Annotated in this window: 20 protein-coding genes and 1 other annotated feature; of the genes, 13 read left to right on the top strand and 7 right to left on the bottom strand. The window is 34.0% G+C overall.

The genetic code is table 11. The features are described 5' to 3' along the window. The first annotated feature begins 6 nt into the window (after positions 1-6). The 4 genes from opp4A to MHI39_RS17650 all read left to right on the top strand — a co-directional run bounded on the left by opp4A (position 7) and on the right by MHI39_RS17650 (position 4,534). Positions 7-1,734: an oligopeptide ABC transporter substrate-binding protein gene (opp4A, locus tag MHI39_RS17665; RefSeq protein ID WP_216384493.1), complete on the top strand. Its 1,728-nt coding sequence runs from the start codon at positions 7-9 to the stop codon at positions 1,732-1,734. 34 nt (positions 1,735-1,768) lie between these two features. Beyond that, positions 1,769-2,734 (top strand): oligopeptide ABC transporter permease, encoded by a 966-nt coding sequence (opp4B, locus tag MHI39_RS17660; protein ID WP_058004810.1) that lies wholly within the window; start codon positions 1,769-1,771, stop codon positions 2,732-2,734. Positions 2,735-2,744: 10 nt separating this feature from the next. Beyond that, positions 2,745-3,641, top strand: a complete 897-nt coding sequence (gene opp4C, locus MHI39_RS17655) for an oligopeptide ABC transporter permease (protein WP_058004811.1) — start codon at positions 2,745-2,747, stop codon at positions 3,639-3,641. A gap of 146 nt (positions 3,642-3,787) precedes the next feature. Continuing rightward, positions 3,788-4,534, top strand: coding sequence for a YjbA family protein (locus MHI39_RS17650; protein ID WP_058004812.1), 747 nt, complete (start codon positions 3,788-3,790; stop codon positions 4,532-4,534). 44 nt (positions 4,535-4,578) lie between these two features. Here the strand turns inward: MHI39_RS17650 and MHI39_RS17645 are convergent, their stop codons facing one another. Both MHI39_RS17645 and trpS read right to left on the bottom strand, forming a co-directional pair. Beyond that, positions 4,579-4,746, bottom strand: coding sequence for a hypothetical protein (locus MHI39_RS17645; protein WP_216384491.1), 168 nt, complete (start codon positions 4,744-4,746; stop codon positions 4,579-4,581). A gap of 150 nt (positions 4,747-4,896) precedes the next feature. After that, positions 4,897-5,886 (bottom strand): tryptophan--tRNA ligase, encoded by a 990-nt coding sequence (gene trpS, locus MHI39_RS17640; protein WP_058004813.1) that lies wholly within the window; start codon positions 5,884-5,886, stop codon positions 4,897-4,899. A 127-nt stretch (positions 5,887-6,013) separates the two neighbouring features. Then, positions 6,014-6,263, bottom strand: a binding site (T-box leader). A 135-nt stretch (positions 6,264-6,398) separates the two neighbouring features. Between trpS and MHI39_RS17635 the strand changes: the two genes are divergently transcribed. The 5 genes from MHI39_RS17635 to pepF all read left to right on the top strand — a co-directional run bounded on the left by MHI39_RS17635 (position 6,399) and on the right by pepF (position 12,310). Next, on the top strand, positions 6,399-6,971 hold the full coding sequence (locus MHI39_RS17635) for a GNAT family N-acetyltransferase (RefSeq protein ID WP_058004814.1): 573 nt from the start codon (positions 6,399-6,401) through the stop codon (positions 6,969-6,971). Positions 6,972-7,318: 347 nt separating this feature from the next. Then, the gene (gene spxA, locus MHI39_RS17630) at positions 7,319-7,714 is read left to right on the top strand and encodes a transcriptional regulator SpxA (RefSeq protein WP_058004815.1); all 396 of its coding nucleotides are present in this window, start codon (positions 7,319-7,321) and stop codon (positions 7,712-7,714) included. A 701-nt stretch (positions 7,715-8,415) separates the two neighbouring features. Next, positions 8,416-9,072 (top strand): adaptor protein MecA, encoded by a 657-nt coding sequence (mecA, locus tag MHI39_RS17625; RefSeq protein WP_058004816.1) that lies wholly within the window; start codon positions 8,416-8,418, stop codon positions 9,070-9,072. Positions 9,073-9,221: 149 nt separating this feature from the next. Next, positions 9,222-10,406, top strand: coding sequence for a competence protein CoiA family protein (locus MHI39_RS17620; RefSeq protein WP_342539859.1), 1,185 nt, complete (start codon positions 9,222-9,224; stop codon positions 10,404-10,406). A gap of 86 nt (positions 10,407-10,492) precedes the next feature. Further along, complete coding sequence (pepF, locus tag MHI39_RS17615) at positions 10,493-12,310, top strand: oligoendopeptidase F (protein WP_071976864.1); 1,818 nt, start codon at positions 10,493-10,495, stop codon at positions 12,308-12,310. A gap of 901 nt (positions 12,311-13,211) precedes the next feature. On the opposite strand, the gene MHI39_RS17610 is transcribed toward pepF, so the two are convergent. The 4 genes from MHI39_RS17610 to MHI39_RS17595 all read right to left on the bottom strand — a co-directional run bounded on the left by MHI39_RS17610 (position 13,212) and on the right by MHI39_RS17595 (position 15,997). Next, complete coding sequence (locus MHI39_RS17610; RefSeq protein ID WP_342539858.1) at positions 13,212-14,084, bottom strand: ClpXP adapter SpxH family protein; 873 nt, start codon at positions 14,082-14,084, stop codon at positions 13,212-13,214. Further along, entirely contained in the window at positions 14,081-14,482 is a 402-nt protein-coding gene (locus MHI39_RS17605; protein WP_259546031.1) for a globin, read from the bottom strand. Before MHI39_RS17605 ends, MHI39_RS17610 begins: the two co-directional genes overlap by 4 nt. A gap of 178 nt (positions 14,483-14,660) precedes the next feature. Beyond that, positions 14,661-15,302: a lytic transglycosylase domain-containing protein gene (locus MHI39_RS17600; RefSeq protein WP_259546030.1), complete on the bottom strand. Its 642-nt coding sequence runs from the start codon at positions 15,300-15,302 to the stop codon at positions 14,661-14,663. Between the two features lie 122 nt (positions 15,303-15,424). Next, on the bottom strand, positions 15,425-15,997 hold the full coding sequence (locus tag MHI39_RS17595) for a CYTH domain-containing protein (RefSeq protein ID WP_259546028.1): 573 nt from the start codon (positions 15,995-15,997) through the stop codon (positions 15,425-15,427). A gap of 147 nt (positions 15,998-16,144) precedes the next feature. Here MHI39_RS17595 and MHI39_RS17590 point away from each other — a divergent pair, with 147 nt between their 5' ends. From MHI39_RS17590 to MHI39_RS17580, 3 genes are read left to right on the top strand one after another with little or no spacing between them, the layout of a single operon-like run. Continuing rightward, on the top strand, positions 16,145-16,795 hold the full coding sequence (locus MHI39_RS17590) for a GTP pyrophosphokinase family protein (RefSeq protein WP_058004823.1): 651 nt from the start codon (positions 16,145-16,147) through the stop codon (positions 16,793-16,795). A 31-nt stretch (positions 16,796-16,826) separates the two neighbouring features. After that, entirely contained in the window at positions 16,827-17,621 is a 795-nt protein-coding gene (locus tag MHI39_RS17585) for an NAD kinase (protein WP_342541459.1), read from the top strand. A 19-nt stretch (positions 17,622-17,640) separates the two neighbouring features. Beyond that, complete coding sequence (locus MHI39_RS17580; RefSeq protein ID WP_342539857.1) at positions 17,641-18,510, top strand: RluA family pseudouridine synthase; 870 nt, start codon at positions 17,641-17,643, stop codon at positions 18,508-18,510. 237 nt (positions 18,511-18,747) lie between these two features. On the opposite strand, the gene prpE is transcribed toward MHI39_RS17580, so the two are convergent. Continuing rightward, the gene (gene prpE, locus MHI39_RS17575) at positions 18,748-19,482 is read right to left on the bottom strand and encodes a bis(5'-nucleosyl)-tetraphosphatase PrpE (RefSeq protein WP_342539856.1); all 735 of its coding nucleotides are present in this window, start codon (positions 19,480-19,482) and stop codon (positions 18,748-18,750) included. A 370-nt stretch (positions 19,483-19,852) separates the two neighbouring features. Between prpE and MHI39_RS17570 the strand changes: the two genes are divergently transcribed. Then, positions 19,853-21,709 (top strand): monovalent cation:proton antiporter family protein, encoded by a 1,857-nt coding sequence (locus MHI39_RS17570; RefSeq protein WP_342539855.1) that lies wholly within the window; start codon positions 19,853-19,855, stop codon positions 21,707-21,709. Positions 21,710-21,857 lie beyond the last annotated feature (148 nt).

Here is a 21,857-nt window from a genome sequence, read left to right as displayed (position 1 = left end):
AGAACATTGAAAAGAAAATCCATATTATTATTGGCAGCACTAATGCTAGTGATGTCAATGTTTCTTGCTGCCTGTGGAGGAAAAGAAAAAACAGGCACGGAAACAAAACCTAAAGAGGAAAAGACTAAAACCGAAGAAACTGGTGAAGGGCCAGAAGATGGTGGTACATTAATTTATGCGGTTGATACAGCTCCAGAAGGTATTTTTAATGTAAACTTCTATGGGAACGCATCTGATTCAGAGGTGCTTCAATTTATTGATGACAGTTTAATTAAATATGATGAAAAAATGCAAGCACAACCTAATATTGCTTCATGGGAAACGACAGATAATAAAGTGTTTAAATTTACTTTCAAAAAAGGTGTTAAATGGCAAAATGGTGAAGAGTTAACAGTAGATGATTGGATTTTTGCGATTAAAACACTTGCTGACAAAGATTATGAAGGTCCACGTTATGTAAATGTTAAAGATATTGAAGGTGCACCTGCCTACCATGATGGTAAAGCGGACGAAATTTCTGGACTTAAGAAAATTGACGACTATACTATCGAAATCACATTTGATAAAGCACGCGTAAACAATCTTGACAACTTATGGACAGCTCCACTATCTCGTAAAGAATTTGAAGGTGTGGCTGTTAAAGATATGATGAGTTCACCTCAAGTTCGCCAAAAACCAGTAGGTACTGGTCCATATAAAGTAAATAAGGTTATCCCTGGTGAATCGATTGAATTAGTACGAAATGAGGATTATTGGCAAGGAAAGCCTCATATTGAAAAGATTATTTTAAAAGTAGTTGATTCAAGTTTAATCATTGGAGAGTTAAAAAATGAAACAGTAAACTTCTCTTCATTTGCTCCTGTAAGCTATGACGAAATTAAAAAATTAAGCAATATTGATATTCTTAAATCTCCTGGTGTTTCTTACTACTATGTAGGTTTCAGACTAGGGACTTGGGATGGCAAGAAAAATGTTGCAAACTATGATAAATATAATAATAAACAACTTCGCCAAGCAATGGCCTATGCACTTAATCGTGAAGAATGGAATGATGCATTCTTCTTTGGACTAGGGCATCCTGTAAACCGTCCAATTCCATCATCTCACTGGATTGCGGCAGAAAATAGTGAATTACCGAACGCATATGAATATGATCCAGAAAAAGCGAAGCAAATTCTTGATGAGGCTGGTTATAAGGATACAGATGGTGATGGCTTCCGCGAAGATCCAAATGGCAAGAAATTTGTAGTAAACTTTGGACATTACCAAACAACAAACCCAACTTTTGAAGCTCGTGCGAAGCAAATTGCTCAGTATTGGGAAGAAGTTGGTTTGAAAACTAAAGTTACAATGACAGAAGTAAACCTATATTATGATCAATTAGAAGCTGGAGATAAAGCTGTTGAAGTCTTCTTCGGAGGCTGGAGTACAGGTTCCGATCCAGATCCATCTGGTCTATGGGGTTCAGAGGCACTTTGGAACTATCCTCGTTGGGTAAATCAAGACTCTGATAAATTGCTTGCTGACGCATTAGACGTTGAAGTTGTAGGTACAGACCAAGATAAGCGTAAACAATTATATGTTGATTGGCAAAAATTATTTAATGAAGAGCTACCAGCAATCCCAATTTCTGAACTTGATAACACAGTTGCTTTAACAAAGAATGTCCATGGTGTTGAACTTCGGCCACTTGGATTAAATAGCCCACATGAATGGTGGATGAGCAAAAAATAAGAAATATAAGTATTATTGATAAGGGGAATGAACCATGTTGAAATATAGCCTTAGAAGACTATTAGGCATGATTCCTATGCTACTCCTTATCTCCATTGTAGTGTTTACCCTGGCAAAGCTTATGCCAGGGGATTCCTTCAGTGGGGAAATAGATCCGACGAATACTGATCCACAATATATTGCAGATATGCGGGAAAAATTGGGTTATAATGATCCAGTCTATGTTCAATATTTCAGATGGATTTCGGATTTTGTTCAAGGGGATTTTGGGAAATCTACACGATATAAAATGCCTGTTTCTGATGTAATTGGTGAAAGAATTCCAAATACGATCTTTTTAGGAGCGATTACACTACTTTTAACTTATATATTTGCGTTTATTATGGGGATGTATGCAGGTAGAAAACCCTATACTATTGGAGATCACATTATAGGTGGGGTAAACTATTTAGGATTATCAATTCCTTCTTTTGTAGCAGCAGTATTTTGTATTTATTTTTTCTCCTTTCAATTAAATATTTTCCCTTCTAACGGGTCAGTAGATATTACTGTAACAGATGGGACATTTGAATATTGGTTAAGTAAAATTCATCATGTTATATTACCTGCCCTCATGTTAGGGTTATTAAGTACAGCGAGTTATACTCAGTTTTTACGTAATGATATTATAGAAAGTAGCCGTAAAGATTTTGTTCGAACAGCAAGAGCAAAAGGTACGAAGGAAAGCAAAATATATAATGTACATATTTTGAGAAATTCAATTATACCTCTTGTGACCTTTTTGGGATTTGATATTGTTTCAATTATAAGTGGTGCGATTATCACAGAAACAATATTTACCTATCCCGGAATTGGACAACTATTTTTTGATTCAGTAAATAATAATGATTATCCAGTATTAATGACATTGACAATGATGTTCTCGTTTTTAACTTTATTTGGGAACTTAATCGCTGATATATTATACGGGGTTGTCGATCCTCGTATTCGGTTAGAGTAGGAGGATGGACATGGAAATAGTTACGGATAAACAGATTAATAAGGGGTTGCAAAAAAGTCTTTCTCCTTGGGCAATTGCAAGAAGAAAATTTACAAAAAACAAATTAGCGATGATAAGCTTGTGCTTCTTGGTTTTTGTCATGATCATATCTTTTTTAGCACCTTTCATAACAACACAAGATATAACCAAAATCTATATCAGTCAAATGTCTTTATCTCCTTCAGCTGAGCATTTTTTAGGCACAGATAAAAGTGGACGTGATGTTTTTACTAGATTGCTTTTTGGTGGAAGAGTTTCACTGTTTTTGGGTTTATCTTGTACCTTATTAGTTATTGTTTTTGGAACACTTGTGGGGGCAATTGCAGGCTACTTTGGAGGAATAGTGGATAGCATGCTGATGCGCTTTACGGATTTTGTATTAAACTTCCCATTTATGGTTTTTGTTATGGTGATAAATGCTATTTTATTTGGGAAGGTTTCCGGGTTATGGGTGCTAATTGGTGTTATTAGTTTTCTCAGCTGGGGCGGTACAGCCCGTATGGTTCGTAGTAAAGTATTAGCTGAAAAAGAAAATGAATATGTTTTATCCTCGGTATCAATAGGTTGTACGTCATCAAAAGTCATCTTCAAACACCTATTACCGAATATTCTCTCAACGATTATTGTTCAAGCAACTATTACTTTTGCAGGCATGATCGTTGCTGAGGCAGGTTTAAGTTATTTAGGCTTTGGTGTTCCTCAGGAAATTCCAAGTTGGGGAAATATGCTGTCTTCAGCAAATGAACCGGATGTACTCCAATATAAGCCATGGATTTGGGTTCCACCTGCATTAATCATCACATTATGTACGCTTTCCATTAACTTTATTGGGGAAGGTTTAAAAGATGCTTTGAACCCAAAATCTTAACGTGTGAAAAATCCCACCTTTTGGTAGGGGTTTTTTATTAGTTTTTCATTCAAATAATACTATCATTATTCTGTTAAGCAAGGAATAATTTTACTTCCCTTTGCCCATACTGTTGGATAAACAGTTGATGCAAGGGGGTTAATAAAATGCTGTATCTTCATGATGTGTGGGTAAATTGGTTTGAAGGGGAAGAAAATGGATACAATGTTTGCCATTTTCACGAATGGAGAAGGGATGATACGATTGAATTATTAGATCAAGTCCCATTACTATTCGTTGAACCCGTATTATTTGATTACATAGAAAATGATTTAAGTGAAATTCCTTCTGAAATGATGAATGAGGTATATCAAAAAGCCTTTTTAAGAAAAAATCATGAACGAGTACAACTGGATTATTGTTTTGTTATTACTGATGGAAAAGGGATATTAGCAGTAGATACGATTGGTTATAATATCCCAATTAGAAAAAGTAGATTAATTCCACGACAAGAACAATTAGTTTATGAAATGATTGGTCAGCATGAACCGGCGAAATATGCTTTTGAAAAAGAACAGGTAGTTAAAGAGCATCATATTCTCTCACCTAATCCTGAAATTATGCAAGGTCTCACAAGAAAAGAAAGACAACTCAAACAATTGCTTTTTATGGCGTTGGACCAATTATATTCTTCTAAAAACGCTGCAGAAATACGTTACTGGTATACAGAATGGTCACCTGAGCTGTATGGGGAAATCCAAGTGATGGATTTTGAGGATGTTTGGAATCGTCTTTACGAAGATGTGAAGTATGGTTGGACAGAAAAACACTCTAATCTATGTGAGAATCTAATTAAGGGTCAAGCTTTTTTTGAAAAACTATGGGAGTTAGAACACGGACCGAAAGTAAATTAATAAAACAAAACAAGACTTTTGAAAGAAAGTCTTGTTTTGTTTTATTAACCTAGTACTACACAATTCCCTTTGTTATCACATTTTGGTGGTGTTTTACCACCACTTCCACCTATTGTTTCCTGATATGCATACGAACTAGTAGCAAGTGGAGTAAAAACTAAGCAGGCTATTAACAATATTCCAGTTGCAGTAGAAACTAACGACTTCTTCACAGTGTATCACCTCCTAGACTTTGGTATATATACATATTTCTACATTATTGGTTGAATCCCTCCAAATAAATACATAAAATTCGAAATATAAATAAAAATGCTACAGATTAACTGTAGCATTTAACAAAAAATTAAATTAAAATTTAGAGATTATCTTCTCTTTCTCCCTAAGCCCATACCATTTTCCATTTTCTTCACCATTTTACTAGCTACTTTATTTGCTTTTTCAGCACCCATGTCTAAAATTCTATCCAGCTCATCAGATTCGATTAATTGATAATATCTTTCTTGAATAGCTGAAAGTTTCTTGACGAGAACTTCAGCCAGGCCGCTTTTAAATTCGCCGTATCCTTTGCCTTCATACTCGGAAACAATATCATCAATTGGTCGGTTATCGATAATAGAATAAATGGATAACAGATTGGAAATTCCTGCTTTATTCTCCTTGTCAAAACGAACAACTCCATCTGAATCTGTAACTGAACTTTTAATTTTCTTTTCGATTGTCTTTGGATCATCAAGCAATGAAATAAATCCTTTCGTATTTGGATCTGACTTACTCATTTTCTTTGTTGGATCTTGTAAAGACATAATTCTGGCTCCGACTTTCGGTATGCGAACCTCAGGAATTGTGAAAATATCATTATATTTTTTATTGAATCTTTCAGCTAAATCTCTTGTTAATTCAAGGTGTTGCTTTTGGTCTTCACCTACTGGGACGAGATCCGTATTGTAAAGTAAAATATCTGCTGCCATTAATGGTGGATAAGTTAATAAACCGGCAGTAACTGAATCTTTACCTTGAGATTTATCTTTAAATTGTGTCATTCGTTCTAGTTCACCAATATAAGCAACACATTGTAGCATCCATGCAGCTTGTGCGTGTGCAGGAACTTCTGATTGAACGAAAAGAGTAACTTTTTCAGGATCAATCCCGACTGCGATATAAAGTGCAGCTAGACTGCGAATGTTTTTGCGAAGCACTAATCGGTCTTGAGGGACAGTGATAGCGTGTTGATCGACAATACAGAAATAACAATCATATTCATCTTGAAGCTCGACAAATTGCATTAATGCTCCGATATAGTTTCCTAATGTAATGGTGCCTGAGGGCTGAATCCCTGAGAAAATTGTTTTCATATTGTTTTTTCCTCCTAAGTTTCTTGATTGACATTTTAGTATGGAGTTAATTTATGAGAATCCTGTATAGGATTTTCATGATCAGTTCTTTTTCTCCAAACACAAAAAAACCATTCATCCCTACAAAAGTAGGGACGAATGGTTTGATCCGCGGTGCCACCCTAAGTGCTAAAAAATTAGCCAGCTTAGTACCATGTGTTAAAACATGGAATCTCGTTAACGAGAGATTAATCGCCAAAAACTAATAAGATCAAAAAAATCCGTTCATTTTTGATGCTCCAAAGTCCATTCCATAAGCTTCGCTTGTTTGTTTTCACCAACCACAAACTCTCTAAAAAGCAAAAATCAAATGTACTATTCTTTATCATAGCTATAACAATAATAAAATTTTACCATAGTATATCCGAGAGGGAACAAAATGTCAATAAAAAGGGAAAATTAATTGGAATTCGGTTTAAAGGAAAATGTGATGGGTAATATAATCATAAAAGTAATAGAGAGGAAATAAATGAATGCATTGGTATGAAAAGCTCAATCAATATTTTCCCATAGAGGAAATGAAATCAAAAGAGCATATGGAAGCTCTATTAAAGGAAAGAAAGGATATTTATCATAAAGATGAGGGGCCTTATCATGTTTTAATGTATGCAGAACTGCCAAACTTTATTTTTATCGATTATCTTTTTGTCTCAAAGGAATCCCGTGGGCAAGGCATTGGCCATAAATTGATGGAAAAAATGAAGAAAAAGGAAAAACCAATTATTCTTGAAGTAGAACCAGTAGACTATGAGGATTCAGATACTGAAAAACGATTAAAGTTCTATAAACGGGAAGGGTTTGAGCATGCGTCATCCATCGGTTACGCTCGTAGGTCATTGGCTACGAATGAAGTGAATAAAATGGAAATTCTCTATTGGTCCCCAGGACATGGCAATGAGGAGGAAATATATGAAGCGGTTGTAAAAACATATAATCTCATTCATACCTATAAAGATGAAAAATTCTATGGTGCCTCATATGAACCAGTACATGATGTTGTAACTTTTAATGAAAATAATCATGAAGATATTTTAAACGATCTATAAAATAGTGATTGAGATTGATAATCAATGATAGAAAATAGGTGTTGTTATTATAGGAAATATACGAAGTAGGGTGTAGTTATTTGGCAACACATCTATATGACTATTGTCACAGGGCTGTCATTTTTATAAGGGACGAAACTCATTTTTTGAAAAACTATATTCATTATTGTACAAATAGTGTATAATACATAATATAGATTTTTAATTTAAAGTCATTTTAATCTAAATGAGTGTGTTATAAGCTAAATTGACAATGATTTTAAATTTATTACTATAATATAAAATCCTTATTCATCATTTGTATTGAATGATGAATACAAAATATAGTTAAGGAGTGTGAATGATAAATGGTAACATTATACACTTCACCTAGTTGTACATCATGTAGGAAAGCAAGAACTTGGCTAGAGGAAAATAACATTGAATATAAAGAGAGAAATATTTTTTCTGAACCACTTAGTTTAGATGAAATTAAAGGTATTTTGAGAATGACTGAGGACGGTACAGACGAGATTATTTCTACTCGTTCAAAAACTTTCCAAAAGTTAAATGTAGATTTAGACACATATCCACTTCAAAAGTTATATAAATTAATCCAAAAAAATCCAGGATTGCTTAGACGTCCGATTTTAGTTGATGAAAAACGTCTTCAAGTTGGATATAATGAGGATGAAATACGTCGTTTCTTACCACGTAAAGTTCGTACTTACCAATTAATCGAGGCACAGAAACTTGTAAACTAAATTAGATTTAAATAAATGTTTTTTTATCGCCAAACGCCTTCATACCAGCATTAATTGGATGAAGGCGTTTTGTTTCATAACATGCTTGGAGCCTAGCGATTATTTTACAGAAAATTTTGTCTTGAATAATTTATATAAATCAGCTAAAATTAGCAAAACAATAAGCACATAACTAACACTCTGTTGTGAAGTGTAAAATTTGGCAGTAAGAATTTACTAAAAGTCTATATGGAATGCCCATCTTTGAAACATTGTTTCTAATGAAGTTAGGTTTTAAATAATAAATATCGGTTGAAGATTGCAACACCATTTTTATTACTAAGAAAAGTGCCGTAATCCCTAGAACTGCTGAATCATTTTTAGGTGTAAAAGCTGGATTTGGGCTTTGACCAAAGCATCAAATTACACCAACCTAGCTTAATGAAAAAACACTATGCATGCAAAAAAAAGAAGCTTTTAATAAGGTTAATAATAAGTAGTTAACTTCATCTTTTATGGGTATTAGTGGATTTTAAAATTGGGAAGATATTTTATTTCCAATTAACTCACTTTTATCATAAAATAGGAGTACAAGTGTAAAATATTATTTATTAAAGTGGAAGTTTTTCAAAATATAGTAACTTTTATTAACTATCATACACTGGCCTTTTTATGGGGGAACAGTCCCTTCATAACTTTCAAATAGAAGGGAGAGTAGATGTATGGAAATTGAACGAATTAACGAGAATACTGTTAAGTTTTATATATCTTATGTCGATATTGAGGAAAGAGGCTTTAATCGCGAAGAAATTTGGTATGATCGTGAACGAAGTGAAGAGCTCTTTTGGGAAATGATGGATGAAATTCATCATGAAGAAGAATTTGTTCCCGAAGGTCCTTTATGGATCCAAGTTCAAGCATTGGATAAAGGCCTAGAAGTACTTGTTACTAAGGCACAGCTTTCTAATGATGGTCAACGATTTGAATTACCAATTTCTGAGGAAAAATTAAAGGATTTACCTATCAATGATCGGATAGAAGAATTTCTTGATGAGCATTTTCAATCTAAGCAATTTTTAGATGATAATGATACATTAGAATTTATGTTGGGCTTCAAAGAATTTGAAGATGTAATCTCATTATCAAAGAGAACTGAATTAGATGAATTACAAACAAAATTATTTTCTTTCAAAAATAAATATTATCTATATGTTGAGTTTCCAGATGATCTATTCGAGGAAGAGGATATTGATAATTTATTAAGTATTCTACTTGAATATGGAGATGAATCGTCTTTAACCGTACATCGTCTCCAGGAATATGGTAATCTAATTATTGATGAAAATGTATTTGCAACTATTAATAAATATTTTCATTAGTAAAAAATGAGGATGGGCTTTTATAGATGCTCATCCTTTTTTGTTTATGTTTTTTTAAACTAAAACTGATTATGTTAATCGCTGTTTCTAGTAGGACTTTTAATTGAATCCATCGAATAGTAGTAAGAAAGGATGGTGATCAATTAAACATGCTAACGGCATTAAATGAAACTGGAGAGTTAGTTAATTTAATCTTTGCTCAGGAAAAAGGAACATCAATCAATAAAGATCAACCCTTTTTCTGTCCACATTGTAAAGCGAAAGTAGTCTTAAAAAAAGGAAATGTAAAAATTCCTCATTTTTCACATCTTCCATTTGCAATTTGTGGTTCAACCTCGGAACCAGAGAGTGCATTCCATCTACAGGGAAAAATTGATTTATTTAAGTGGCTACATTATAAAGGTTTGACTGTAGAGGTGGAAAAGTATCTACCTAAAATACAACAACGACCAGACTTATTGGTATGGAAAAAGAGAAAAATATATGCTATTGAATATCAATGCTCTTCCATACCGTTAGATAATATGATTAAACGAAGCAGGTGTTATACTTCTGTAGGTATAGAACCCTTTTGGATCTTTGGTGGAACGCTTGATATAAAAGGGAATCACCACTTAATGAATATATATCAGCTAAATGACTTTCACTGGGCATTTACCCAGTTTAATAGAGATGATCAAATACACCTTTTTAGTTATGACCCCAATACAAAAATTTTCTCCCTGTTATCCCATCTTACTCCCGTGACTGTAACAAAAGTATTAGCAAAGCAAACCACACTTCCACTTTCAAAGCTTGACTTTCCATTTGATTTTTCAACCAATTCCATCAATATTGATTATCGTTTTTGGTTAAATGAAAAGAGAAAATGGGTGCAAAAAAAGATGATCTATGCGAAAAACTTAAAGGATCCTTTCTTAAATGCTATTTACTATAACAACCATTCTCCTTTGCTATTGCCACCTCAAATTGGTATCCCCGTAAATTTCATGGGCATATGCAAGTCTCATCCGATCGAATGGCAATATTATCTTTGGACCGACGGCTTTATTCATACAAAAATAGGGGGAATGATTATTCTGTCAAATCTGGAAAGGATATTTCATAAACGTATACAAAGAAAACATATAAAAATGAGGCAGCTTCCACTAATAAAGCATGATTTTATTAAGCAGATGATCTACCATTATCTAAAAAAACTCACCTATTTAGGTCATTTATTTGAAATTCAAAAAGGACAGTTTCAAATGAATAAATCATTTTCCATTCCAAACAATATAGAGGATATGATAAAGCTTGAAAAAGAGATGGAAAAGAAATTATATAGTGAATAATCATATTTTTTGCAGGATTTTTTCATTTCGCATAGAATGTTATTATAGATATAAATTTCGATTTTCGAAAGAATGGAGGCATCATAATGACTAATACAACAACAAAATCACTACCAAGCCGAAATGAGGTTCAGGAAGAGCTAACTTGGAGATTAGAAGATATTTTTGCCAGTGATGAAGCTTGGGATAAGGAATATAAAGAAGTAAAGGAATTATTACCAAGTGCAGAGAAATTTAAAGGGAAACTAGGAGATAATGCAGAGAAACTTTTCGAAGCATTAACATTTCAAGATGAGGTTGCTGAAAGATTGGGTAAATTATATGCATACTCTCATATGCGTAGTGACCAAGATACTACCAATTCATTTTATCAAGGTTTAGATAGCCGCATGAATAGTCTCCTTGCGGAAATGGGGAGCGCATTTGCTTACTTAGTTCCAGAGATTTTATCTATTGATGAGGATAAACTAGCAAGTTTTCTAAATGAAAAAAGTGAATTACAAGTGTACAAACATGCACTTGAACAAATTAATCTCCAAAGACCACATGTATTATCTGCAGATCAAGAAGCATTATTGGCACAAGCAGCAGAAGTGATGAATGCTTCTAGTAATACGTTTGGTATGTTAAATAATGCGGATCTTGAATTTCCAACCATTAAAGATGAGAATGGCGAAGAAGTGCAAATCACACATGGTCGTTATACTCGTTTCTTAGAAAGTGCTGATCAACGTGTTCGTAAAGAAGCATTTGAAAAGCTATATGAAACATACGGTAATTTCAAAAATACATTTGCTAGTACATTAGGTGGTCAAGTAAAACGAGATAACTTCAATGCAAAAGTAAGAAATTATCAATCTGCACGTGAAGCGGCATTATCAAACAATAATATACCTGAAAGTGTTTATGATAATCTAGTGAATACCGTTAACAAGAATCTTCATCTTTTACATAAGTATGTGAAGCTGCGTAAAAAGGTATTAGGTGTTGATGAACTACATATGTATGATTTGTATACACCTCTTGTAAAAGATGTAGAAATGAAAGTAACATATGAAGAAGCAAAAGAAATGGTTTTAAAAGGTCTTGCCCCATTAGGTGAAGAATATCAAGAGATCTTAAAAGAAGGCTTTGAAAATCGATGGGTTGATGTGGTTGAAAATAAGGGGAAACGGAGTGGTGCCTATTCATCCGGAGCATATGGAACAAATCCTTATATTTTGATGAACTGGCAGGACAATGTGAATAATCTTTTTACCTTAGCACATGAATTTGGTCACAGTGTTCATAGTTATTACACAAGAAAAAATCAGCCATATACGTATGGGGATTACTCAATTTTTGTTGCTGAAGTGGCTTCTACATGTAATGAAGCTTTACTAAATGATTATTTATTAAAAACGATTGATGATGAGCAAAAGAGAATTTATTTACTTAATCATTACCTAGAAGGCTTCAGAGGTACAGTTTTCCGCCAAACGATGTTTGCAGAGTTTGAACATTTAATCCATCAAAAAGAACAAAATGGAGAAGCATTAACTGCCGAAATGCTAACGAAAGAATATTATGAGCTGAATAAAAAATATTTCGGTGGAGATGATATTGTAATTGATGAACAAATAGGATTAGAATGGTCACGAATTCCACATTTCTACTACAATTATTACGTTTATCAATATGCAACAGGTTTTAGTGCTGCAACTGCATTAAGTGCTCAAATTCTTGAAGAAGGGAAACCTGCGGTTGAACGTTATATTAAGAATTTCTTATCTGCGGGTAGTTCAGATTATCCAATTGAAGTGCTAAAGAAAGCAGGCGTGGATATGACTTCTTCACAACCAATTGAAGCAGCATTGAAGGTGTTTGAAGAAAAACTTAATGAGCTTGAAAGCTTATTATCATAATAAAAGGAAAGAGAGGGTGCCAATAATTTGGTACCCTCTCTTAATGGAAACCACGAAATTGATTTCGGTTGTTTAAGTAAAGAAGAAAAATAAATAAAGCTATAAAAAGAATGGGACTCGTAATAAAAAGGGGAAGGAGCTTCATGAGTCCAAGAATGTTCATACAAAATGCAAGGAGGATAAAAACACTGAACATAGGAATCATAAATTTTTTCATTTGAAAGTAAACTCCTTCCGAATATTCTTTCTCTTATATAAGCATATGATCAATCGGATTGCATTATCACTTGTTTTTGACAATATTGTGAAAGTCTTAACATAGACTTGCACATACAAGTTAAATCATGCTATAGTAAGGGTGTGAAGTTGATCACAAACAAACATATACCCCTTTGTTTGACCGTGAAAAATTTCTCCCATCCCCTTTGTTCGTGTTGAAAAAGGCCTTGTATTTGCAAGGTCTTTTTCTTATGCAATAAAACCTTGGTGTTTAAACAAGGACTGTTTTCGTATAGTTTCCTACTCTTGTAAAAGTTATACTATCGGCTTATAGGATCTTATAAAGGTTTGATCGTTCATATATCGTTTGCAGCTATTTTCTCAGTGAAGTGAAGGACTTGTCGATGTATTTTTTTTAGTATCTAAATAGCAAAAGAGCTTAAACAAAAAAAGAATTTGACGCTTAGCCAAATTCTTTTTTTTTATTAGATATGAAAGAATAACTTTAGTACAGTTTCTAAATGGTTCATCGCCTAGCACCTTGAGGTCCAATATAGAGAAGACTTCATTAGGGAAATCCAGAAACCATTATTCCTTTTAAGAAGGTTAAAGTTCAACCTTCTTGGATCAATTGCTTGTTAAGACTAACCAAAGCACTTGTGCTTTAATTATTAAGGATAACCTATTTAGTTTCTTTATCAATATAGCTCCAAAAAGTACCGTATTTCCCTTTTATTACTCTTACCTTCTGTTGTAATACCCATTTTTTTAATTCTTTTTCTACCTCGGTAATTGACATATCATAGACCATTGCTATTTCCTTAGAAGCTACAAGCTTAAAAATTTTTAGAAACTGTTCCAATGATGGTAACTGGGCGGGCACTGGTTTTTCATCTAGCATTTCTTGAATAATTTGAACATAAACCTTATATGGATAAAGACCGGTTATTTTTAATCCTTCATCTTCAATATTTTCATTGAAAAATACAAGCGAAGGAAATTCTCTTACTTCCATTTCAGATAATATTTTTAAATCACATTGAAAAGCTTTTGCTGCACTATCTGAATGGATATCATTCAAAAATTCATCAATATCTAAGTTGATACTCCGAGCACACTCAGTAAGAATATCTAAATTCGATACATTTTGCTTTTCCAGAAACAAAACCTCTTGGACTTTTCGCAGAAACCTGATACCCGCTTTTTTTCCCTGTAATTCAGCAGCTTTAATAGCAATAGATGGAAGATAGGGGGTTGATATAGGGTTTTCAAACCACAGATTACCATCACACGACATTCCAGTTCTATTTGCTGTTTTCTCCCAAAGTTGTGCAATTGATTCATACTTCTTAGAGCTGAAATTCAACCGGGTTAGATCGGTGCTTAAAACATGCTTTAAGCGGAAGTATTTCCCGTATTCAAGCTGTAGCTTTTTGATGATTGGCTCTAATGCCCAACATTCAGGACATAACGGATCAACAAATATATAAATTTCCAAAGGCTTCTTTTCTGCATTTAAACAGCAATGATAGTTAGGAAGTAGATTATCTTTCAATTTTCTTCACCCATCACTGTGTCAGGTGTGTTGACCATATGTCTTGCGGTAAGTACTAATCTAGAAAAAAACTCATCACGTATTGTTCCATCTAATTTTATTTCATCCATAGCTTCACTCATACATGATAACCACGCTCTCGCACGTGTTGGCGTAATCTCATGTGGAAGATGGCGTGCACGCATCATTGGATGCCCATGTACTTCAGTATAAAGTTTCGGTCCACCTAAGTATTCAGTTAAGAACATTTTTTGTTTTTGTGCAACTTCCGATAAGTCATCTGGAAAAATTGGGATTAGATCGGGATGTTTCGCTACTTTAGAGTAAAATGCATCAACAAGATTATGCAGTGCTTTTTCCCCGATTACCTCATACGGTACAATACGTTTACCTACCATATGAATATCTCCTTTTAATATATAATTGATCATGTACGTTTATTGTAGCAATGGGAGTAAAATAACTCAAACAAATCGCTTTTTCATTATTATATTTTGTTTTTTGGCGCAAAATATCCAGAAAAGACTAAAAAAACGCTACTCTTATTCATCAATAGGAATAGCGTTTTCGTCAATATTAACTATAAAAATGATCTGTTACCTTTTTTACGTAATTTTGTGTTTCTTTAAATGGAGGAATTCCATCATACTTGTCCACATTTCCTGGTCCGGCATTATAAGCCGCAAGTGCTAATGAAACATTTCCATTGTATCGGTCAAGCATGCTTTTTAAATATTTGCTCCCAGCCAATACATTTTGCTCGGCGTCGAAAACGTCGGTTACCCCTAAGCTTTTGGCTGTCGATGGCATCAGTTGCATTAAGCCTGCTGCACCAGACCGACTAACAGCATTTGTGTTGAAGCCAGATTCTTGATGAATTACTGACTGGATTAATTTTGTAGGCAAATTAAATTGCTCACTTGCCTTTTGGATAATAGCTTCAATATCTTTAGGCGCAGTGATTTGTTTTACGGCATTCATTGGTGTAGACTTTACCTGCGTATAATTGAAATTTATTGGCAGTGGAGTGCTTAATGAACGATATAGACTGGAGGATTGGTCCTCTTCGCTTGCAGAATTTAAAGAGTTTTGTAATACACTTGCTAACACCTCTTGAAAGAGTGAACTAGTATCAAAACTTTGTGAAGGTGTAGAGTTTGAAAAATTTTGAAATGCTTGAAGCTCTAATAATGTTCTAAATTGGTTAACTGTTGTCATTTCATTGTTCCTCTTTTATTTATAGATTGTTGCTTTCGCACTTAGAATAATCCTTTAAAAAATCAGGCTTCGAGCTCTTTTTTTAGATATGGTTAACCTTTAATAACAAAAGTAACAAAGTATTAGAAAAGAGCCTTATAGAATCGTACAATTTTATTATCGGTTTTTCGAATCGGAATGTTTAGCTGATTCATTAATGAATGAAAATTCTTCTTTCCTTGGTGATAGTCAGTCACTTCATATTCTATCTCATAATCTGTTACATTTAAATAGGAACTAATGTCAAATACAAGTAATCCATTTAACACTTTTTTTTCAGCACGTTTGGTTGTTAAACAACCAAAATAAGTTAAATCATCAAGTGGTATGTTCATTCCTTCAAGCTTTGCCCGTACTTCATTATTTGGAAGTTTTCCAATAGAAATCATTTCGTTAAAATCATTCTGAGTAATGATTTCATTGATTTCTAATAAACCAACATCAGCAGGCTGTTTTAGTGTTAACTCATAAACATCCTTTTTATGTCGTATCCTTAGGGCACAGCTTTTTTCTTTTAATAAAAAGGATGGAGTATCAAAATAATAATTATCCTGACTGTGAAAATCCTGATCTTTTACTGAAAATGTACTTTTAATTTGTTCAAATTCTGATTCAGTAACGATGTTCTTAAATTCAATTTCAATTTCACTACTCATTTTTTTCTCCTATAGTCTCATAGTATAATTCATGTCTACATGCATTTTATCAATTGTTGTCTTGCGTGTGCAATCTAGAAATATGGTAAAATGATAATGAAAAGGAAAATGGTCTCCATATTGAGTTTTGTGTTAGAGGTGATGGGAATGAATCATTGGGATCAGTTTTTGGCTCCTTATAAGCAAGCGGTAGATGAGCTTAAGATTAAATTAAAAGGTATGCGTACTCAGTTTGAACAGGAACATATTCACTCGCCAATTGAGTTTGTAACAGGACGTGTAAAACCAATTGCGAGTATTTTAGATAAAGCAATGCAAAAGGGCATTCCTCTTGATCAATTAGAATCAGAAATGCAAGATATAGCAGGTCTTCGAATGATGTGTCAGTTTGTGGATGATATAAAAAAGGTAGTCGAATTGATTAGAATGAGAAATGATTTTAAAATTATTGAAGAAAGAGATTATATTTCAAATAATAAGCCTAGTGGATATAGATCCTACCATGTTGTTATTGAATATCCAGTCCAAACGATTCATGGCGAAAAAAGAATTTTAGCCGAAATTCAAATCAGAACCTTAGCGATGAATTTCTGGGCAACCATTGAGCATTCATTAAATTATAAATATCGAGGGCAATTTCCTGAAGACATAAAAATGCGTCTTCAACGAGCAGCAGAAGCAGCATTCCTACTTGATGAAGAAATGTCTGAGATCCGTGAAGAAATACAGGAGGCTCAGGTATTTTTTACAAAAAATAAAGAAAAACATAAAAGTGGAACGAAGAAGACTATGGAATAGAAACAATTGTTAGGGGAGAAGGTGAGTGGATATGAAGTTTTCAATCACTTCAAAAGGAAATGCAGAATCGAATCGCTTAATGCATAAAATCCGTACATACTTACAAGATTTTGGTCTAGAATATGATGAATCACAGCCAGATATCGTTATTTCTGTAGGTGGGGACGGTACATTACTATACGCCTTCCATCGTTATAGTTCACGATTAGATAAGACCGCATTTGTTGGAATACATACTGGTCATTTAGGATTTTATGCCGACTGGGTTCCAGAAGAAATAGAGAAGTTAGTTATTGCCATTGCAAAAACACCCTACCAAGTGGTGGAATACCCTTTACTTGAAGTTATTATTAGGTATCAACATGGTGGGAAAGAAACTAGATATTTAGCTTTAAATGAGTCCACCGTTAAATGTGTCGAAGGTACATTAGTAATGGATATAGAGGTAAGAGGGCAACATTTTGAACGATTCCGTGGAGATGGTTTGTGTATTTCAACTCCATCGGGAAGCACAGCATATAATAAAGCCCTTGGTGGAGCGATAATTCATCCTTCACTAAAGGCAATTCAATTAGCTGAGATGGCATCAATTAATAATCGAGTCTTTAGAACAATTGGCTCTCCATTAATTTTTCCTGGTCATCACACCTGTACGTTAAAGCCTGTGCGAGAACAGGATTTTATGATCACGATTGACCATTTGACTCTATTACATAAAGATGTAAAGGCAATTCAATTCCGTGTCGCGGATGAAAAAATTCGATTTGCCCGTTTTCGTCCATTTCCATTTTGGAAAAGAGTGCATGATTCATTTATTGCTGATTAAAGGATAACGGAGGATTACAGTGGCATCATACTCATTACAATGGTTCATAGATAGTAAAGATGAAGGTAAAACCATCAAACAATTTTTAAGTGAGCAGTATATATCACGAAGACAACTAACGGATATTAAATTCTCTGGTGGAAGAATTTTGGTGAATGGTAGGGAAGAAAATGTTCTCTACCATTTACGTAGTGGGGATAGTCTTGATATTATTTTTCCGCCAGAAAAAAGCAGTGAAACATTAATCGGTGAAGACATAGCATTAGATATTCGTTATGAGGATTCAGATATATTAGTCATTGAGAAGCCTCCTTTTATGAATACCATACCTTCCAGGGAGCATCCGAAGGGAAGTCTTGCTAATGCAATTATCGGTTATTATCAGAATAAGTCAATAGAAGCAACAGTTCATATTGTCACGCGACTTGATCGAAATACATCGGGGTTAGTTCTAGTGGCGAAACATCGTTATATGCATCATTTATTAAGCCAAATGCAGCAAAAACGCCAAATCAAACGGACTTATGAAGCACTTGTTAGCGGTGTAATGGGTAATCGAAGCGGAACGATCGATGCACCAATTGGCCGTAAAGACACAAGTATTATTGAAAGAGAAGTAAGAGCAGATGGTCAAAGTGCGCGGACGAATTTTGAAGTGTTAAAGCAGTACAAAGAGTATTGCCATTTAAAAATATGGCTAGACACAGGTAGAACACATCAAATTCGTGTTCACATGTCTTATATAGGACATCCTTTGTTAGGAGATGAATTATATGGGGGAGACATCTCAAAATATGATCGGCAAGCGTTACATTGCAGTCAGTTAGAATTTTGTCATCCGATCTCAAAGCAGCAATTTATCCTTCATAGCAAGTTCCCATTTGATTGAATTATTTATACTTAGTCGGACAGTGTTAAGTTTAAAATCAGGCGGTAGAGCTTTTATAAAAGCAAATAGAAAAAAATAGTCTTGTTTACTTACAGTAAACTAGGAGTTGAACGGACATTAGGTACAATATTTGCGGAAAAGTAAAGAGGATGTACGCTAATTAACCAAATAACGGTACCTATGTCCGCAACCAAAAGATATAATCTCACATATTAGGGAAAAAGCTATCCGAAAAATTCAATTAAATGTTCGAAATTTCTCCGAAACAAAAGGCATGGAGGATGGGACAGATACAACTTCCATCTCCGGATAGCGTAATGCAGTTAGTTGTCCACCGAAGACGGCTCCAGTATCAATGTTCACTGTGTTTCCCACAAATCTTGCCTCACATACAGGTGTATGGCCGTAGACGATGAATGGCTTACCTGTATACTGCTTGGCCCAATCTCTTCTAACAGGTGATCCATCTTCATGCTTTTCCCCGGTAATATCTCCATATAAAACAAAGGTTTTAACACTTTTATGGAATTCACCTATGTAATCTTGTTTTATGCCTGCATGAGCAATAAGTAGTTTTTTATTATCTAGCACTTGATAGAGTGGTGATTCCTCATATAACTGCATAAACATTTTTTTATAATGATATTCTTCTTTGTTTGTGCATGCTTCAAGCTCTGCCACGGTCGTTTCCAATCCATGTGTGATTTGAACTTTCCTTCCTAAAAAGTAACGATAGAGTTTATTACAATGATTTCCAGGTACATAATAGGCAAGCTGTTGGTTCCACAATTTCCATACAATTTCAATAATTTTTAATGAGTGTGGTCCACGATCTGTTAAATCACCAACAAAACCTAGTTTTCTTTGGTCATGGATAGGGTAGCCGGAACTCCAATCATATCCAAGTTTTATCGTTAGATTGTAAAATTCTTCGTAGCATCCATGTATATCGCCAATAATATCTATTTTCATCCCAAGTCTCCTTAGTTACATCATTTTTTACTATATTTTTTATGATTCTTTTAGGTTTCATGCAAAATAATAATAATTAGTGGAAATATAAAAATAGTTAAAATAAATTGTAACAAATTTTAATGGTTATTTAACGACAAGCAATAAAAGTTTTGTTAGTATATTGAGATATAAAAAGAAGGCTGTTTTCTTTTAATATCGATTAATGAAGTGTAAAAGCTCCACTACTGGCTTTTTACACTTCACTAAGGGTTCAGCGTTCTTATGAAGTGTACAGCTCTTTTCTCAGTGGAATGAAGGACTGGTCGATCTTCAAGCTATTTTATTAGTTCCTAATAGAGAAAAGAGTAGAAAAGAAAGGGGAGGAATTATGGAAGGTGGATCACTTACTTCAATTGTAATAGTAGTTGTAGCAGCGTTCCTAACGCCACTGTTGCTTCACCGCTTTAAATTGAATGTTATACCTGTAGTAATAGGTGAAATAATTGTTGGTTTAATAATAGGGAAAAGTGGATTTGATTTAATCGAGAAGGATATGTGGCTTCAAACATTATCGACTTTAGGATTTATTTTTCTAATGTTCTTAAGTGGCTTAGAAATAGATTTCACCGCATTTTCTGGTGGGAAAAAGTCAATAACCTTACCAAATGGGAAAAAGGAGCCGAATCGATTAAAGATAGCAACCATCATATTTATTGGTATCCTAATCGTTTCTATCCTACTTGCCTACTTGTTTGTATTTATAGGATTAATGGATGATGTCATGTTGTTAACATTGATTATTTCTACGATCTCATTAGGTGTGGTTGTACCGACATTAAAGGATGCCCACATAATGAAAACGGGAATTGGTCAGATCATTTTGTTAATTGCAGTGATTGCAGATTTAGTTACGATGATTTTACTGACCGTTTATGTCTCTTTAACGAGTGGTGGCGAAGGGAATTTATGGTTAATATTGATTTTATTTGCTGCAGGGGTTTTTCTTTATTTCATTGGAAAACGATTTAAGACAAGGGCTCTCTTTGAGAAGCTTTCAAGGGGAACAACACAGATTGGAACTAGAGCTGTTTTCACCCTGATACTTGTTCTTGTTGCACTTTCAGAATCTGTTGGAGCGGAAAATATTTTGGGGGCATTCTTAGCAGGAACACTTGTCTCATTGTTAGCACCGAATCAGGAAATGATTCGCCAACTTGATTCATTTGGGTATGGTTTTCTTATTCCTATATTCTTTGTTATGGTTGGGGTTGATCTAGATCTTTGGTCACTACTCAGCGATAAACACTTGCTCTTATTAATTCCATTATTGATTCTAGCATTTTTAATCTCTAAGTTTATTCCAGTATTCTTATTGAAAAAATGGTATGATACTAAAACTGTTGTCTCATCTGCATTCTTGCTAACGTCAACATTATCATTGGTCATTGCCGCAGCAAAAATTGCTGAAAGAATTGGGGCAATTACAGCAGCAATGAGTGGAACATTCATATTAGTAGCTGTTATTACTTGTATCATTACACCGATTTTATTCCGAAAGATTTTTCCAAAGGAAAATTTACAACAGAGAAAATTAAAGGTTTCACTTGTAGGAGCGAACCAACTGACATTATCAGTTACAAGGGAGTTAAGTTCGAAATTATATGAGGTAACACTCTACCATACGATTTTAGACAAAGAAGAAAAACAAATAGCGAGTTCACTTTTTAATGTTAAAGAAATTCATGATTATGAGGTTGCTACTTTACAAGCAGAAGGTATTTTTTCATCTGATATTATTGTGATAATGTCTGGAGACGAGGAAGTAAATGCTCCACTTGCGATTGAAGCAAAGCATCGGAAGGTAGAACGAGTCATTGCACGAATTGAGACACCGGATCTTCAAGAGATGCTGAGAAATCAAGAAGTAGAGGTATTTTCAACATTGCTTTCAACGCAAGCCTTGTTGAGATCACTGATCGAATCACCGAGTGTAATGAAAATATTGACAAACCAAGATACATCATTACATGAAATTAATATGCTCAATCATGAATTCGAGGGCATGACATTGAGGAAGTTTCCATTTACAGGAGATGTCATCTTTGTACGGATTTTCCGTGGAAAGGACTCCATTGTTCCGCACGGAGATACGGAATTGCATATGAATGATCGATTAATAGTTACCGGTTCTAACGAATATGTAGATGATTTAAAGAGAGAATTAGAATTTTGTGAATGGTGTTAGGTTATAAAATAGAAAGAAGCTGGTTATTTCATTCATACTAGCTTCTTTTCTATCAATAATCATATATTTGCTTTGCAAGAGGAGTTAAATCATGTAATATTAGTACTAGGTACTAATAACTTGTGATAACTTGTTGCGAAATTTACAT

Origin of the sequence: Heyndrickxia sp. FSL K6-6286, from assembly GCF_038630395.1 — a bacterium.
GTDB lineage: Bacteria > Bacillota > Bacilli > Bacillales > Bacillaceae_C > Heyndrickxia > Heyndrickxia oleronia.
The sequence above is the reverse complement of the archived record's forward strand: the minus strand, read 5'-3'. Positions and strand labels throughout refer to the sequence as shown.

What these genes read in the sequence shown, in the direction of transcription:
- opp4B (WP_058004810.1), top strand. Translation starts at nt 1,769, where the DNA reads ATGTTGAAATATAGCCTTAGAAGACTATTAGGCATGATTCCTATGCTA.
- opp4C (WP_058004811.1), top strand. Translation starts at nt 2,745, where the DNA reads ATGGAAATAGTTACGGATAAACAGATTAATAAGGGGTTGCAAAAAAGT.
- MHI39_RS17650 (WP_058004812.1), top strand. Translation starts at nt 3,788, where the DNA reads ATGCTGTATCTTCATGATGTGTGGGTAAATTGGTTTGAAGGGGAAGAA.
- trpS (WP_058004813.1), bottom strand. Translation starts at nt 5,886, where the DNA reads ATGAAAACAATTTTCTCAGGGATTCAGCCCTCAGGCACCATTACATTA.
- MHI39_RS17635 (WP_058004814.1), top strand. Translation starts at nt 6,399, where the DNA reads ATGCATTGGTATGAAAAGCTCAATCAATATTTTCCCATAGAGGAAATG.
- spxA (WP_058004815.1), top strand. Translation starts at nt 7,319, where the DNA reads ATGGTAACATTATACACTTCACCTAGTTGTACATCATGTAGGAAAGCA.
- mecA (WP_058004816.1), top strand. Translation starts at nt 8,416, where the DNA reads ATGGAAATTGAACGAATTAACGAGAATACTGTTAAGTTTTATATATCT.
- MHI39_RS17620 (WP_342539859.1), top strand. Translation starts at nt 9,222, where the DNA reads ATGCTAACGGCATTAAATGAAACTGGAGAGTTAGTTAATTTAATCTTT.
- pepF (WP_071976864.1), top strand. Translation starts at nt 10,493, where the DNA reads ATGACTAATACAACAACAAAATCACTACCAAGCCGAAATGAGGTTCAG.
- MHI39_RS17605 (WP_259546031.1), bottom strand. Translation starts at nt 14,482, where the DNA reads ATGGTAGGTAAACGTATTGTACCGTATGAGGTAATCGGGGAAAAAGCA.
- MHI39_RS17600 (WP_259546030.1), bottom strand. Translation starts at nt 15,302, where the DNA reads ATGACAACAGTTAACCAATTTAGAACATTATTAGAGCTTCAAGCATTT.
- MHI39_RS17595 (WP_259546028.1), bottom strand. Translation starts at nt 15,997, where the DNA reads ATGAGTAGTGAAATTGAAATTGAATTTAAGAACATCGTTACTGAATCA.
- MHI39_RS17590 (WP_058004823.1), top strand. Translation starts at nt 16,145, where the DNA reads ATGAATCATTGGGATCAGTTTTTGGCTCCTTATAAGCAAGCGGTAGAT.
- MHI39_RS17585 (WP_342541459.1), top strand. Translation starts at nt 16,827, where the DNA reads ATGAAGTTTTCAATCACTTCAAAAGGAAATGCAGAATCGAATCGCTTA.
- prpE (WP_342539856.1), bottom strand. Translation starts at nt 19,482, where the DNA reads ATGAAAATAGATATTATTGGCGATATACATGGATGCTACGAAGAATTT.
- MHI39_RS17570 (WP_342539855.1), top strand. Translation starts at nt 19,853, where the DNA reads ATGGAAGGTGGATCACTTACTTCAATTGTAATAGTAGTTGTAGCAGCG.